This window comes from Campylobacter vulpis, assembly GCF_014217995.1.
Lineage (GTDB): Bacteria > Campylobacterota > Campylobacteria > Campylobacterales > Campylobacteraceae > Campylobacter_D > Campylobacter_D vulpis.
The window spans coordinates 1,383,593-1,399,170 of sequence record NZ_CP041617.1 but is presented as its reverse complement, the minus strand read 5'-3'; the positions used below and the strand labels follow the sequence as shown (position 1 = coordinate 1,399,170).

Annotated in this window: 16 protein-coding genes and 1 pseudogene; 4 read left to right on the top strand and 13 right to left on the bottom strand. The window is 33.4% G+C overall.

Annotated features, from left to right (window positions below; genetic code table 11):
* Positions 1-3 precede the first annotated feature (3 nt).
* The 13 genes and pseudogenes from virB11 to CVULP_RS07125 form a co-directional block, all read right to left on the bottom strand.
* Positions 4-1,002 carry a P-type DNA transfer ATPase VirB11 gene (virB11, locus tag CVULP_RS07185; RefSeq protein WP_199374434.1) on the bottom strand — a complete coding sequence of 333 codons (999 nt, stop codon included), beginning with the start codon at positions 1,000-1,002 and terminating at the stop codon, positions 4-6.
* Complete coding sequence (virB10, locus tag CVULP_RS07180; RefSeq protein WP_006803311.1) at positions 983-2,152, bottom strand: type IV secretion system protein VirB10; 1,170 nt, start codon at positions 2,150-2,152, stop codon at positions 983-985. The genes virB11 and virB10 overlap by 20 nt, the downstream gene beginning before the upstream one ends.
* Before the next feature lie 10 nt (positions 2,153-2,162).
* On the bottom strand, positions 2,163-3,050 hold the full coding sequence (virB9, locus tag CVULP_RS07175) for a P-type conjugative transfer protein VirB9 (RefSeq protein ID WP_099507585.1): 888 nt from the start codon (positions 3,048-3,050) through the stop codon (positions 2,163-2,165).
* Positions 3,047-3,709 carry a virB8 family protein gene (locus tag CVULP_RS07170; protein ID WP_099507586.1) on the bottom strand — a complete coding sequence of 221 codons (663 nt, stop codon included), beginning with the start codon at positions 3,707-3,709 and terminating at the stop codon, positions 3,047-3,049. Before CVULP_RS07170 ends, virB9 begins: the two co-directional genes overlap by 4 nt.
* A complete protein-coding gene (locus tag CVULP_RS07165; protein WP_006803308.1) occupies positions 3,699-3,872 on the bottom strand; it encodes a hypothetical protein in 174 nt (57 codons plus the stop codon). The genes CVULP_RS07170 and CVULP_RS07165 overlap by 11 nt, the downstream gene beginning before the upstream one ends.
* Positions 3,862-4,866, bottom strand: a complete 1,005-nt coding sequence (locus tag CVULP_RS07160) for a type IV secretion system protein (RefSeq protein ID WP_099506968.1) — start codon at positions 4,864-4,866, stop codon at positions 3,862-3,864. The genes CVULP_RS07165 and CVULP_RS07160 overlap by 11 nt, the downstream gene beginning before the upstream one ends.
* Positions 4,863-5,864, bottom strand: a complete 1,002-nt coding sequence (locus tag CVULP_RS07155; protein ID WP_265415656.1) for a type IV secretion system protein — start codon at positions 5,862-5,864, stop codon at positions 4,863-4,865. The genes CVULP_RS07160 and CVULP_RS07155 overlap by 4 nt, the downstream gene beginning before the upstream one ends.
* Positions 5,865-5,886: 22 nt before the next feature.
* The gene (locus CVULP_RS07150) at positions 5,887-6,309 is read right to left on the bottom strand and encodes a single-stranded DNA-binding protein (protein ID WP_213276852.1); all 423 of its coding nucleotides are present in this window, start codon (positions 6,307-6,309) and stop codon (positions 5,887-5,889) included.
* 33 nt (positions 6,310-6,342) lie between these two features.
* Positions 6,343-6,900, bottom strand: a complete 558-nt coding sequence (locus CVULP_RS07145; RefSeq protein ID WP_099460823.1) for a hypothetical protein — start codon at positions 6,898-6,900, stop codon at positions 6,343-6,345.
* The gene (locus tag CVULP_RS07140; RefSeq protein ID WP_213315960.1) at positions 6,897-7,457 is read right to left on the bottom strand and encodes a Rha family transcriptional regulator; all 561 of its coding nucleotides are present in this window, start codon (positions 7,455-7,457) and stop codon (positions 6,897-6,899) included. The genes CVULP_RS07145 and CVULP_RS07140 overlap by 4 nt, the downstream gene beginning before the upstream one ends.
* A 29-nt stretch (positions 7,458-7,486) precedes the next feature.
* The gene (locus tag CVULP_RS07135) at positions 7,487-8,089 is read right to left on the bottom strand and encodes a hypothetical protein (protein WP_265415655.1); all 603 of its coding nucleotides are present in this window, start codon (positions 8,087-8,089) and stop codon (positions 7,487-7,489) included.
* 9 nt (positions 8,090-8,098) lie between these two features.
* A pseudogene (locus CVULP_RS07130) lies at positions 8,099-10,195 on the bottom strand (VirB4 family type IV secretion/conjugal transfer ATPase); the annotation flags it as partial.
* Between the two features lie 134 nt (positions 10,196-10,329).
* The gene (locus tag CVULP_RS07125; protein WP_213315895.1) at positions 10,330-11,244 is read right to left on the bottom strand and encodes a DMT family transporter; all 915 of its coding nucleotides are present in this window, start codon (positions 11,242-11,244) and stop codon (positions 10,330-10,332) included.
* 92 nt (positions 11,245-11,336) lie between these two features.
* Between CVULP_RS07125 and der the strand changes: the two genes are divergently transcribed.
* The 4 genes from der to serS all read left to right on the top strand — a co-directional run bounded on the left by der (position 11,337) and on the right by serS (position 15,570).
* A complete protein-coding gene (der, locus tag CVULP_RS07120; RefSeq protein ID WP_099506977.1) occupies positions 11,337-12,710 on the top strand; it encodes a ribosome biogenesis GTPase Der in 1,374 nt (457 codons plus the stop codon).
* Positions 12,711-12,833: 123 nt separating this feature from the next.
* A complete protein-coding gene (locus tag CVULP_RS07115; protein WP_213276707.1) occupies positions 12,834-13,331 on the top strand; it encodes a shikimate kinase in 498 nt (165 codons plus the stop codon).
* Positions 13,328-14,287, top strand: coding sequence for a tryptophan--tRNA ligase (gene trpS / locus CVULP_RS07110; RefSeq protein WP_099506976.1), 960 nt, complete (start codon positions 13,328-13,330; stop codon positions 14,285-14,287). The genes CVULP_RS07115 and trpS overlap by 4 nt, the downstream gene beginning before the upstream one ends.
* Positions 14,288-14,334: 47 nt before the next feature.
* Positions 14,335-15,570 carry a serine--tRNA ligase gene (gene serS / locus CVULP_RS07105; protein WP_099506975.1) on the top strand — a complete coding sequence of 412 codons (1,236 nt, stop codon included), beginning with the start codon at positions 14,335-14,337 and terminating at the stop codon, positions 15,568-15,570.
* Positions 15,571-15,578: the final 8 nt, after the last annotated feature.

Below are 15,578 nucleotides of genomic sequence, written 5' to 3'. Positions count from 1 at the left end.
CTTTTACTTGATATTCTCTATCTCTTTAAAATAAATTCCACTAATACGCCTTTTTCCGTGATGAGCGTGGATATGAACGACAATATCAATCAAATCTTTCAGTGTTTTTTGGATAATTTCAAAAGGCACACATTGACCTTGTGGGTTTTGTAAAGTCATTAAGGCAAGTCGTGTAAATGTTTCTTCAGGGCTTCCTGCGTGGCAACTTGTGATACTCCCTCCGTGACCACTTGCTAAAACATTGATAAAATCATAAGTTTCAGCACCTCTAAGCTCTGCTAATAAAATCCTATCAGGTTTCATTCTTAAGCAGGACTTTAAAAGCGTTGCAGAATTTAAAAAATCCGTGCTTTTTGCTTCACTTGGATAAAATAATTGCACGAAGTTTTTATGCTCGTAAAATTTGATTTCTTCTACATCTTCAATCGTAATAATCCTATCATCAAGACTGATAAAATCAATTAGCGTTTTCATAAAAGTAGTTTTTCCACTTCCTGTTTCTCCAGCAATGATAATGTTTTTACCATAGCTTACAGCCTTAGAGATGAAGCTTTGATAATCTTTTTCTTCATAAAGCTTAATGAGTTCTGCATCGCTAGGCTTGATGGTGTTTGTATCATTAGGATTTAAATCCTCAAAAAGTCCGCTTTCAATATGATTTTGCATTTTAAAGCGAGTTTTGCTAGGTTTTCTAATGGTGATTGAAATATGTTCGCTTTTAGTAGCAGGTGGGATAACGATTTGCATACGCTCCCCACCTACTAAAATACAACTAAGAATAGGACGAGAAACATCTATTTTGTCTTTTTTAAAAGCAGCAGCCGCAGTTGCAAAATGTCCAGCTTTTTCAAAGTCAAGCTTACTAGGTATAGCTTCCCATAATCCTTTAGAATTTTGTAGCCATACTTTATCATCGCCGTTGTAACAAATTTCATTAATGGAGTCATCTTTTAAGAATTCTCCAAAGTATTGATTTGTGTATTTATCTAAGGTGATTGACATTCTTTTTCCTTGTAAGTTTATAAACCTTTGAAAAATCAATATCTCTATTGACATAAACGCCAACTAAATCGCCGTGATTTTTATAAAGAGTTGGCTTAATATCAATCATTTTTTCTAAAGCAGTGTTAGCGATTTCACCGACATTTTCCCTTGTATTCTCACTATAATTGTAGTAGTTATTGCCATTTTTATTGTTTTTGCTTAATTGGTCAGCTAGTATTGCCATACCATCATCAATCATTGAAAGTAAAATAGCAGAACCAAATCGTTTTAAATAGTGATGATCCACCCAGCCTTGCATTCCACTAGCACCTAGCTCATCAGTAGCTCCAGAATATACAGGAATAATAATATTATTAGGTGTTCTAATTTCTTGCCAAATAACAAAAAGTCTATCCATACCATCATCCATTTGACCCGCATTAAATGTTCCTGTGATAGTGCTACCTTTTTCAATTAAAAGTGTGTTGCCATTTGCAGAATAAACATCATTAGATACTATGCAGGCAATCCCTCCTTTAATAGAGCTAACAAGCCTTGTTTTTAAAGCACAGCCAATATAAGTTCCTTTAGACAAAAGAAGATTTTGGTCAAACTCACTCACTTTAGCAATTGTAGGAGTGAAAACTTCACCTGTAAATTCTCCTCCACCTTGCAAATTATTAGAATTTTGTAAAGCACCATTTTGCCCAAATTCAAATAAGGTATTTGGTTTTTCTCCAAACTCTCTGTTATTGCCAGCATTGCCTCCCTCAAATCCTCCGCTATTAGTTGAAGCAATGACCGTAACTCCTGCACCTTTTACAATTCTAGGCTTTGGAGGTTTTGGCTCAAGCATTAAAGGTTGTTCTTGTTGTGGTGTGTTAGCGATAAGTTCGTCAAATGTCTTTTGTGGAGGAGGTGGAACAAATTCTTTAGCCTTAACGCTTTGAGCTAAATCTTTATTTTCTTCCTTTGGTGTTTCTTCAACACTTTGATTATTTGATGAAAATGATTTTAAGAAATAAACAATTAAAATGATGAGCAATAAACCGCCAATAGCAAAGATTGTATAAGCTTGTATCTTTTTGAGATGATTTTTTTGCTCACTCAATTCGCTTGTGTGGCTATCAAAGTCATTTTCTAAGCTATCTTGCTCTTTATTTTGCATAATTTACCCCTTATTTTTTATTAATTTCTCTTTGAATATTTTCATTAGAAGTTTCTCTTGTTTTTCTCAAAGGATTTTTTGCGTATCCACGATTAAAAATTCCTACGACCTTATCCCCACTTCTTAATAAAATTTGTTTTGTGGTTTTTTGTATCACTAAAACTTCATAGTTGCCATCTTTTTTAATATGAGTGTTTAAAATGCTTTCTTTACCATTTTCATACATAAAAACAGCAGGAAAGGTTTTAGTATTATCAAAACCTAAATAAGTAAAAACACCATCATCATACGCAAAATTTGGACTTATATCCTCACTGCCTTTATTGACTTTCATATAAAAATCCCAATTTCTAGGAATGGTATTTTTATCCAAATCCGTGCGTATATTTTCTTGTTCCACAGCTTCTAATAATTCTTTTGTTGCTTGTAAATCTTTTTGAGGATAGGAGAAGCTAAGTTTATAAGTTGTATTTTTATTATTAGCGACTAATTTTAAATCAAATACATAGGTATTTAAATTTGTGATGACAATTAAGTTTGTTTTCCAATCATAAGGATTAGGATCTACAACAAATTCTTGTGAGCTTTGTTGTTCTGCTGTGCTATTTTCATCTTGATGAACTAATTGTGTTTTGTAAGCTTTAGGTTTGATAAATAATAAATTGTCTTTTTGAGTTAAGTCCCAACCTTCAGCAAATCCTGTGGCAGTATTGATAATTCTTTCATCAACACCAAATTCTAAAACACTTACATAGCCATTTTTAGAATTAATTTGAAAAACATCATCGGCATTATAAACCGCATAAGCGATTCTTTTATCAAATGTAGAAGTTTTTGGGACATTCAAAGCCCAAACGAAATTACCTAATAATAAACTTGCTAAAATTATCTTTTTCATTTTTCTACCTCATTATCAATTCTGTATGTTAAAACTTTAAATCCTAGTGGATTTAATAATCTATTTTCTTCACTAGCTTTTCCTAGCGTGTAGTCATAACTTAAGGTGATGACTTTTGTAGCTTGTGATGTGCCTCTACTGGATAGATTTTTTGTAGTAATGTTTGCTCTTATTGTTGAAGTTTTAACTCCGTTACTTTCTCCTAAAACAACACTTAAAATTTGCACGCTTACTTCATTAGAGTTTTTTAAAATTTGGTCTCTTGCATTATCTCCCTCATACAAAGCCCTATACTCATTTGCAACATTTTCTGAACTCATTAATTGGGTGAGCAAATAATCTTGGTTTAAAAGCTCGTAATAATAACCCTCTCTAGCTTTAATGTATTGAGAGATAAAGTATTTATCCAATGCTTCATTTTGCGTGATTTCTTTTTCATCAAGCAGAGTTAAAATATCTACCATACCTGTGGTGTTATCTACCCTTATTACATAAGGCTCTATGGTTTTTAAAGGTGTTAATAACACAACAGCAATAAGAGAAAGAGAGGCTATAAAGATTGCAACAAAAGAGATAAGCCACGCTCTTTTATTGCTTTGCTCTATCAAATATCTAAAACTTGCTTCGTAATCTAATGCTGTATTAAAATCATTTTTCATTTGCATTACCTTTATTTAAGTCTTGATTTTGCGAATTAACAGGTATCCAACCTTTTTTATCGCTGAAAAAATCATCATATTTACCCTGATGTTTAGCACTACAAGCACTCAACATCAAAACACCAAAAAACAAAATAAAAACAAATTGAAATTTACGCTTCATTTCTAGCCCTTTCATACATTTTTTTAGCTAAACTATAACCGCCTTTACCTAAACCCTTACCCACAGCCCAAGCACCTTTACCAGCTAATTTAGCACCAGCTTTACCATAATTCATAGCCATTCCAGCAGCCTTACCTGCAGGTTTCATAGCTAATTGACCAGCAGGGCTTAAAACAGAACTCATCGCACCACCCATAGCACCATCCATTGATACATTTGCAACTTTTTCAGCAAAGATTTTTGCAGAATAAATCATAATAACTAGTATCAAAGAAGCAATGACATAGAAAATGCTTGTTCCTAATGGTTCTGCTCCTGATTGTGTGTGTTTTGAAAATGAAATAATCCAACCGCTTATTTCTCCCATAAAGGTTTTTAAAAATAAGCCAACAAGTAAAAGCACAAGAGTGTTTGATAATAAAAGCCCTATCCATTGTGTAAAGACATTTCTAGTAGCTTTAAAGACTAAAAGCCAAAATACTATGGGAGCAGAAATTACAAGCAGGGTTTGTGTAAAAGTTGTAACAATTAAGATAGAGAGTGTTGGAATAACAGCAATACAAAATCCTATATAACAAAGACACATTGCTACAACAGCTAAAATAGAATCCCCAACTCCACTTGATTTATCCCAAATAGTATTTGCTAATTTTGCAGTGTTTGCAAACATTTCGTCTAGATTTTGATACATTTGTGCTCCCCCTCCAGCCCACTCATAAATTCCATCCATTGCACCAATAACTAAATCTAACCAACCTCCAAGATTTAAAGCAAAGGTAATAACTAAAAGCTTTCCTGCCATATCCCAAGTAAGCTCTCTAATAGGACTTTGACTTTTACCCATTAACACCTCATAGCCTTTATACATAATGACTAGAGTGATGATGATAGAAAACAACACCATAAGTTCAGCAATCTTATCGCTTGTTCCTGTTTGTCTAATGGCATTAATAATTTGTTCTATACTTAAACCTAGAGTTTGAAAAAAATTCATTTGTTATCTCTATGTTTAAAATACTTTTTAATTTCTTCGTCTGTAAGTTTTTCATTTTGAAAATTTTGAAGAGATTTTGAGTATTCCTGCATTGCTAAATCTTTTTTGATATTTCTTTGATTTTCATAGCTCGCATTAGCTAAATCAACTTGATTTTTTACCATTTGTATTTTTGCAACCTCTAGTTGAATAGCATTACCCACATCAGTGCTTTCTTTAATGTCCTTTGAATTGACTAATCGCTCTTGCAATTTTTTAAGCGTTTGACTAATGGTATCCATTTGCTTTGAGGCTTGATTGTAGGTTTCTACTTGAGCAGCATAGGTGATTAAATCCATTTTGCAGATATTTTTTTCACTTTGACTCATATAGTCAAAATTACATCTATCAAAACTTGTATATTTGCCAAAAATTTCATTGCCTTTATCGCTTAAAAATTCTTGTGGGTCTCTTAGAACATCATTGTAAAAGGATTGAATGTTTTCTCCAGCTTCCGCAAAATCTGAATAGATTTGTTTTATATCTTTCACAAAAGCCACAGAATCTCTAATGCCTGTTTTTGATAAAAGTTCGTCTTTATAGGCTTGGATTTGTTTTTGATAGTGCGATACAGTTTCAGTCCATCTTGTGGCTTCTTTAGCCCACTCTGCAACTTGTTTAGCATTTTGTGTAGCCATTTGTTGATTTGCAGCTGCATCTACCACAGGAATACCTGCACTAAATGCTAAATTAGGCAAAATTAATAAGGAAGTAAGAATAAGAATAGATTTTTTACATTTTTGGATATAATTCCGTGGGGTGTTTGCCACAAGGTCATCACCCTTGTGGCGAAAATCTAAGCCCCTAAAGGAGCTAAGATGAATACCACTAAATTCATCATAGTTGTAATTATACTCCTTTGTGTAATTACAGTCAAGGCTTTTTAGTCTTGCCCCACTTGTTGGGGTGTGGTGGATTTCCCTTGTGGCTGTATTTGCATTAAAAATAATTTTTTTCATTTTATTACCTTTCTTCTTGTGTTTAAAATGGAACTTCTTCAGATTCCACATTAATGGCTTGGTGTTCGTATTCAACGCTTGGTTCTTTTGGTGGATTTTGTATTGCTTGTGGAGTTTCTTTATCTTTTTTGCCTAACCAATAGAATTTAGACACGATAACGCTTAGTGTTGTTTTAACATTTCCTTGTTCATCGGTGTATTGACTAGATGATAATTCTCCACTACACGCAAATTGAGAGCCTTTTTTGATATACATAGAAGCACTTTCTGCACTCTTGCCAAATAAGACAATAGGTATCCAAGTCGTGCTACTTTCATCATTGCCTTTTTCATTTTTCCAACGCTTAGTGATAGCAAGAGAATTTTTTGCATAAAGTTTTCCTCCACTTGTATTACCTACTTCAAAATCTTTGCCCAAATAGCCGATTAAATTGACATTATTCATTGTTTAGCTCCTTTTTATTTGAGTAATATATTTTCATCGTTTCAACTCCTTTATATTGATTTGAGTTTGAGTTTTGTTTTTGGTGTTAAATTCTTTAAGTTTTGATTTAAAATCCTTTGCGGATTTGTCTTGCTGTGGTATAATTTCATTAGCAGTCGATGAAATGTTCTTTTGAACCAGTCGCTCGTCAAGACTTTGGGCTTGAGTGTAGGAAGTGGGCGTCCCTACCATTGACTGCTTATATACTACTTCTTTTTTATCTAATTGTCCCATTTTTTTAACATTTTTTTCGTTAGCGTGAAAAATCTTGCTGATATTTTCATCTTTTCGAATCCCTACTTCACCCATTTTCTTTTCGTTTAGTTTTTTCCCCGCAATGTAGTCTTTTTCACTTTTTGGAGTTGGATTATTGATAATGATTTCAGGGTCATTGATAACTTTTTTGATTAAGTTGGCAACCTGCTCTTTGTTTTGAAACATTTCAGGGTGTCTGTCTAGTAAAATTTGTAAATCCGCAACAGCTTCTTTATCTCCTAAAAGATCTACTAATCTTTCACAAAGCTCAAAAATTTCTAATTCTTTATCGCTCATTGCGAATTCTTTGGGTCTTTTGGTGTGCGATTATCAACAAGATAATCCAAAGAAAAAATATTTTTAGCTTCTTTAGAGTGAGGTTTATCTGTTATAATTACACTAATTTTGTAATCACTTTGAGGCAAATTTGGTTGCACAAGTGCCATTAAATCTATAATGTATTTATTAGGATTTAGAAGTTCTTTTTTTAGAAGTCTTTCCATTTCATTAAAGGCATTTAAAAAAGCGATTTTCCATTGTAGTGCAGTTTTTCCTGTAAAGCCCATTGTTAAAAGTGAGAAGCCATCTCTGGTTAGATTATACATAGGCATTTTTCTATTAACTATCTTTCCATTCTTAGGGTTCGTTGTTTGCGAGGTTCTTACGACCTGCCGAAAATTGAGCATTTCGTTAGAAGCCCCTATTTCTCGTAAATCGCTTAAAATGCGTTCAATGCTTACTAGTATATGTTTATGTTGCTTTCCAAAAACCCTAGCTACATCTAAACTTGTGCAAAAAGTTTGATTATCTTGAGTGCTAAATTGCACTTCTTGTTTATTAATAACCACATTCATCGTTTCAACTCCTTTATATTGATTTGAGTTTAAGTTTTGTTTTTGGCGTTAAATGCTTTAAGTTTTGATTTAAAATCCTTTGCAGATTTGTCTTGCTGTGGTATAATTTCATCAGCAGGATTGTGAAAATTGCGGTCGTTAAACTCTCGGCGAAGCTGACCCCGTTCGTCCCTTCCTGTCTTTGAATGTGCTGTTAATAATCTATGCCCATTTCCATAATCTCTTTCGCCATAGTTTAAAATGCTTCCATCATTTGCCTTTACTCTCCAGCTATATCCTTGATACCTTTCATCATACTCTGCCTTCACGCCCTTAGCCACCTTAGGAAAAGAAAGCATTTCTTTAGTTGTTACCATACCTCTTAAATTTGGATTATCAAGGTGCTTAGTGATTTCTTTCTCCATAAAATCTTTATCAACCTTAATGTCCCCTAGCTCACTTTTAACCATAGTATGCGTTTTATCCTCTTTTAGCACCTTATACATGCTAGAGCTTTCTTTTTTGCTTTGTCTATCCCAAGCGAGGTCTTTAAGATTAAGTAATCTTTGCTTAATCGCACCAAGAGTTTTTTCAAGCTCTTTGACTTCATTTTCTAAGGCTAAAATCTCTTGTCTTAGTTTTTTATCTCTCATTTATAACCCCTATGAATTCCTATAAAATTCTTTAAGCTCTGCCACTTTCTCATCAAGGCTTTTATGATTTTGTGCAAATATTTTTTCTATGGTGTCTATATGAGCTGTTCCTGTGGAGAGAATTTTTAAATTCTCATTGCCTAAAGAGCTTAAATCCAAAGTGCAAATAACTTTTTCATCTTGTCTTTTGATTAAAAATTGTCTTTTTGAGGGTTTAAACCCTTTAATAATCATATACTCATCATAGCTTAAGCCTATTCCTTTTACATATTCTTCTTCTTTAGCTTTTGGATTAGGTAAAAATACCATTGTTGCGGATTGTTCTATAAGTGTTGTTGCGTTTTTAAGTTTTAAAAAGTCTTCCACGCTTTGCGTTGCTAATCTTAGAAAGCCATTTTGTTTTCTAATGGTTTTAAATTTATTTTTAACTTCTTCTTGCACGATGTCATTTTCAAGCCACTTCCAAGCCTCATCTATATCAATACAAAGTCTTCTACCATCTGCTAAACTCATCACACGCCAAAGAATGTAATAACTAAGTATCCCTGATACATCTTTATCATCAAGGAATTCTGTGCCATCAATGCCAAATAGATTAATTTCATCAGGGAAGTCTAAATTGTCAAATTCATTATCAAATACCCAGCCAAATTGTTTGCCTTTTTTAAAAAGTGCTAATCTTGATTTTAGAGAATTGTCATCATCTACATTTTCTGTTAAATTTTCAAGTAGCAAAGAGATAGGATATTTTCTCTCCTCCTTTTCAAAGCCTTTCATAAGAGAATTGACTGCATTATTAAGCATTTCCTCTTCTCTAGTTGTAAGGATTTCATTATTTCTAGTAACTAAAAGCTTCATTAGGGTTTGGAGTTGTCTTATATTTTCTTGTGTGCTTTCAACCATAAAAGGATTAAATCCTGTGGGCTTGCCATTTTCAATGCTAATATATCTACCACCTGCACATAAAATATTGCCTAAAGCCCCTTTGTCTTTATCTAAGTAAATGGCTGTAAATTTTCTATTTTCTTGTGGTATATCATCAGGGAAAGTGTCTTTATTTGCATATTTAAGCATTTGATTGACGATAAAATTCATAAACACGGTTTTACCACCGCCACTTTGACCTAATATTAAGGTATTTGCTAAAAATAGCTCTCCAAAATCATTTTTATTAACTCCAGAGTTTTGATGAAAGTTAAAATAATAAGGCTGTTTATTAGGAGTTTTGAGTATGCTTACAGCATCACCCCAGCAATTTTTATCTCTTTTCCCCATAGAAAAATTATGTAAAGCTATTAATGAGGAATAATTAAGCGATGAAATAAGATTAATTCTTGGGCGTATGGCAAAATTTGATGGTAGTTGCGAAAAGAAAGTTGCACTTAGGGCAATGTTTGCTAGTGTTACTGCAAATCCTAATTCATTCATCTTTGTAATGACTCGATTTGCATTATCTTTACACTCTTTTAAGCTATCTCCATAAACAAGAATTGAAAAATGGTATTTTCCAAAAGAAATCTCCCCATTTGTGAGCTGGTCTAAAGCTTCATCAATTTGCTCTACTTGTGAAAATCCATCATCTTCAGTTGCTATGAGCTGCTTTTTTTGTCTAGATATTGCGGATTTTGCGTCTATTCTAGGAATAGGTGAAAAGCTTTGAGTGATGATATATTCAATATCTAAATACATCAAAATATCTAAAATACCCGAAAAGGTTTCATTTGTGTAATCTTTAATTTCAATACATCTAGCAAATCTTTTTACACCATCATTGCTATTAATTTGAATAGTTTCGTGTCCAAATTGTATGTTTTGTAAATTGCCATTTAAATATTGATGTATAGGAGCTTTTAAGACTCTTACGGGATTAATTTTTCCACCGAGTAGATAGTTGTAAAACTCTAATTGTTTTGAGTAAGTTTTATCATCTTTTAAATATGTTTTTAATCGTTTTGGATTAAAATCTTTGATATTTGCTTCCAATCTATCGGTAAATTCGCTAAATTTAATTAAAAATAAGCTAATTGCCTTTCTTTTGCTTTCAAAAGAGCTTTTTAGAAATGTTGTTTTTTCAATTTTTACCTTTAAGGGATTAAAGATTAAGGTTGCAATAAATATTGTTCTAACTATAAAAACTAAAAATAACTTATTTATTTTATTTTATATATAAAATAATACGAAAATTAATTTTTAACTTAAGAAAATTATAAAAATTTTTATTATAAAATAATACCACCGAATTATTTCTTTTTATTTTTCATTAAGATAAGCCCACCTAAAACAATGCTCACTATCCCCAAAAAGACCATAGCACTAGGTAGGGCATCTCCTAAAAGCATACCGATGATAATGGAAAAAACGACATCTAAATAACTCACTCCAGCTACGATTCCCGCTTGCTTTGCTATGCCGTAACTTTTTGTAATGTGTATTTGATAAATTGTGCCTAAAATTCCCATAGCTAAAATAAAAATCCAAGCTTTAAAAGAGGGCATCACAAAAGGAGCGATGATAAAATCAAGCTTTTCATTGACATAAAATTCGCCCACAAGCATAGAAATTAAGGGCATTAATGTGCCTACAAAGATAAAAGAAAAAGCGATTTGCTCTGTTGCGTAGTAGTTTCTTAATTCTCTCACGCTTGTAAGCGCTAAAGCTGCTAAAAAGCCACTTAAAACGCCAAGTAAGGAATTTTTTAAATCAAAGCCAGAGTGTAAATCCTCGTGCGTGAAAGGTTGAGCGATAAAAAGCACTCCTAAAAAGGCGATGAAAATTCCAAACCACCCTTTAAGTCCTATATTTTCTTTGAAAATAACAAAAGCGATTAAAGTGATGAAAATGGGAGAGGTTTTTTGAAAGGCAAAAGCCCCTCCAAGCGTGATATTCGAGACATTGTAGAAAAAAAGATATAAAGAAAGTGCGCCAACAACTCCTCTAAAAATCAAAAGCCAAAGTTTGCCCCCCTCTTTATGTGTTTTCAATCTTCTCAGCATATAAAGCATAAAAATCACGCCGATGACATTACGAAAAAACATAATCTCTATGGAGCTTAATTCTTCGCTTAGGATTTTTGCACAAGCACTCATCAAAGCAAACTCCAAACAAGCTAAAATCATAAAATAAACGCCTAAATTACGCTTAATCACCCTTAGCATAACTTTCCTTATAGTGAAATCTTGCTATTTTAGTCTTTTTTGCTTAATTTTAAGGCAAATTTTATATAATTCATTTTAAAAAAGTTGGGAAAATGCAAAGTATCATACTTATAGGTAAGCCAAATGTTGGCAAATCAAGCCTTTTTAATCGTATGGCAAGGCAAAGAATTGCCATCACAAGTGAAATTTCAGGCACGACAAGAGATACAAATAAAATAAAAGTTAATATCAATGGTAGGGAAGCCTTATTGATTGATAGTGGCGGACTTGATGAAAGCAATGAGCTATTTAAAAATGTCAAGCAAAATTCCCTCAATGCTGCTAAAAATGCCGATATTATTCTTTATCTAGTCGATGGGAAAAATTTACCTGATGAAGAGGATAGGAAATTTTTTTATACCTTAAAAAAACTTCAAAAGCCTATGGCACTTATTATCAACAAGGTTGATAATAAAAAGGACGAGGAGAGGGCGTATGAGTTTGCAAATTTTGGTGTAAAAGAGCTTTTTAACCTTTCTGTAACGCATAATATAGGGCTTGATGAGCTTTATGCTTGGCTTGAGAAATTCTTACATACGAGCGTTTTAAAAAATGATGAAGAAGAGCAAAGTTTAGAGGAATTTTTAGAGAATTACGACGAAGAGAAGGAAATTAAATTTAAAGAAATTGATGAAAATCACATTAAAATCGGCATAGTTGGGCGTGTAAATGTTGGCAAATCAAGCCTTTTAAATGCCCTTGTGAAAGAGCAACGAAGTGTCGTAAGTAGCATAGCTGGCACGACCATAGACCCTGTAAATGAAAGTGTGATGTATAAGGATAAAATGCTAGAATTTATCGATACAGCAGGCATTAGAAAGAGGGGGAAAATTCAAGGAATTGAAAGATTTGCACTAAATCGCACGGAAAAAATGCTTCAAAACTCGCAAATTGCTCTTTTAGTTTTGGACGCAAATGAGGGCTTTAATGAGCTTGATGAGCGTATTGCAGGACTAATTAGTAAGCATTATTTAGGCGTGATTATCGTGCTAAATAAGTGGGATAAAACAAATTATGAATTTGATAAAGTAGTAAAAGAATTAAGGCTTGATCGCTTTAAATTCCTCGCTCACGCACCTATTATTAGCGTGTCGGCTTTAAGTGGGAAGAGGGTGCATATTGTAATGGATAAAATTTTAGAGGTTTTTGCTAATTTTACGCAAAAAATTCCTACCGCAAAGCTTAATGATTTGGTTAATAAAGCAACTAAAGCTCATCCTCTGCCACACGATTATGGGAAATTAGTCAAAATTTATTATGCTGTGCAATATGACTTAGCACCGCCTAAAATCGCTTTAATTATGAACCGACCTAAGGCTTTACATTTTAGCTATAAACGCTATTTGCAAAATCAAATCAGGAAGGAATTTGATTTTGAAGGAGTGCCGTTAATCCTCGCTTCGCGTAAAAAAGGAGAAAAGGATTGATAGTTGCTATATCCTTACAAATGATGAGGTGGAAACAAGTGATAAAATTAAATTATTTTCAAATTTTATTGAAGATTTGAAAAAATTAATTAAATCACACTAGATTAAAATGGTAAATTTAGCGTGGAAAAAGTAGATAATATTCTTTTCATCGGTTTTATGGGCTGTGGAAAAAGCACTTTAGCTAGGGCTTTTGCAAGAGAAAGTGGGCGTGTGTTTATGGATAGTGATGCCTTGATTGAAATGCAATTTCATTTAAGCGTGAGTGAAATTTTTGCCAAATTTGGCGAGGAGTTTTTTCGTAAAGAGGAGCAAAAAATGGCGGATTTTCTTACCCATACAAAGGGCATTTCTCTAGCCACAGGCGGGGGTTTTGTTAATGTAAAAAATTTAAATAAAATAGGCTTTTGCGTGTATTTAAGAGCGGGTTTTGATTTTTTAAAAGAGCGTTTGAGCGAGAAAGAAAAGGCAAAACGACCGCTTTTTTTGGACGAGGAAAAAGCGAGAAGATTATATCACGCAAGACTTGCTTTGTATGAGGAAAAGGCGGATTTGATTTTGGAGACTGAAAATCAAAATTTAGAAAGCTTGATAAAAGAATTAAAAAAGAGGATAAAATGAGAGTTTTAACAGGACTTCAGCCAAGTGGAGATTTACATATTGGGAATTTTTTTGGTGCGATTAAGCCTATGATAGAGGCACAAGAAACAAGTGAGATGTTTATTTTTATCGCAAATTATCACGCGATGACTTCGAGTCAAAAGGGCGAAATTTTAAAGCAAAATGCTTTAAAAGCAGCGGCAGCCTTTTTAAGCCTTGGCGTTAAACCCGAAAAAAGCATTTTTTGGCTACAAAGTGATGTAAAAGAAGTGCTTGAGCTTTATTGGATCTTATCGCAGTTTTGTCCTATGGGTTTGCTTGAAAGAGCGCATAGCTATAAGGATAAGGTCGCTAAGGGGTTGCCTTCTTCACACGGACTTTTTTCTTATCCTGTCTTAATGGCGGCGGATATTTTACTTTTTGACACGCAAGTCGTGCCTGTGGGAAAGGATCAAATTCAACATGTTGAAATTGCAAGAGACATTGCGTTAAAGGTTAATAATGAGTGGGGAGAAATTTTTACCCTGCCTGAAGCTAGGGTGAGTGAAAATGTTGCCGTGGTGCCCGGCACTGACGGAGCTAAGATGAGTAAATCTTATCAAAATACTATCGATATTTTTGCCGGCGAAAAGCTAAGAAAAAAACAAATTTCTTCTATTGTAACAGATAGCACACCTTTAGAAGAGCCTAAAAACTGGCAAGATTGCAATATTTTTAAAATCGCAAAGCTTTTTTTAGATGAGATGAAACAAGAGGAGTTGAAAAGAAGGTATGAAAGAGGTGGCGAGGGTTATGGACATTTTAAAGCGTATTTAAATGAACTTGTAGGAGCGTATTTTAAAGAAGCACAGGAAAATTATGAAAATTATTTAAAAGAGCCTAAAAAGCTTGAAGAAATTTTAGAATTTGGAGCAAGTAAAGCGAGAAAAATCGCACAAAATAAAATGCAAAAAATTTATGATAAAATAGGCTTATAATTAACTTAACTAAGCTATGATTAAGAAATTTTTATAAAAGAGGGTTAATGCTAGATTTAAAAAAATTACAAAATGACTTTGATGGCGTGGCGGCAAAACTTAAAAATAAAAAGCTTGATGAGGCTTTGCTTAAGGATTTGAGTGAAATATTTACACTTTTAAAAAAAGAAAAAACGCTTTTAGAGGAACTTCAAGCCTTTCAAAATAAATTTAGTAAAGAACTAGCAAATGCCGAAAATAAAGAAGAATTAAAGCAAAAATTAAGTGAAAATAAAACAAAAATCTCCACACAAAATCAAAAGGTCAAAGAGCTTGAAGAAAGGCTTGAAAGCTTAGCCTTTAAGATACCAAATATCCCCGATGATGATGTGGTAGTGGGCGAAGATGAGGACGCAAATTTAGAGCTTAAAAGGGTGCTTACTCCACCTTCATTTGATTTTGAGCCAAGGGAGCATTTTGAGCTTGGTGAGAAGCTTGAGTGGCTTGATTTTGTGCGGGGGGTTAAAATCGCACAAAGTCGTTTTTGTGTGCTTAAAGAGGAAGGAGCTTTACTAAATCGTGCTTTGATAAATTATATGATAGATTTCAACAGATCGCGAGGTTTTAAGCTTGTCAATGTGCCATTTTTGGTAAATGAAAATGCGATGTTTGGCACAGGACAGCTGCCGAAATTTAAGGACGATATGTATAAGATTGAGGAGGAGGATTTATATCTCATCTCAACTTCAGAAATTGCCTTAACAAATCTTTTTAACGATGAAATTTTAAGTGCGGAGAATTTACCACTTAAAATGACGGCTTATAGTGCGTGCTTTAGAAAAGAAGCGGGGAGTGCAGGGCGTGATACAAGAGGCATTATAAGGCAACATCAATTTGAAAAAGTCGAACTTGTCAGCATCACAAGTCCTAAGCAAAGCCAAAGTGTGTTTAATGAAATGTGTGAGTGTGCGAGTGATTTACTTAGCTCACTTGGTTTGGCACATAGGTGGGTGATGCTTTGCACGGGGGATTTGGGTTTTAGTGCGGCTAAAACGATAGATTTAGAAGTATGGTTGCCGGGACAAAACAAATATAGAGAAATTTCTTCCATATCAAATTGTCGTGATTTTCAAGCAAGAAGAGCGAAAATTCGTTATAAAAATGAACAGGGTAAAAATGAGCTTGTCCATACACTTAATGGCTCTTCTTTGGCTGTGGGGAGGACTTTAGTAGCGATTATGGAAAATTATCAAGATAAAGATGGCAAAATAGCTATACCAGATGTGTTAAGAAAATATTTTTGAGAAGTTAA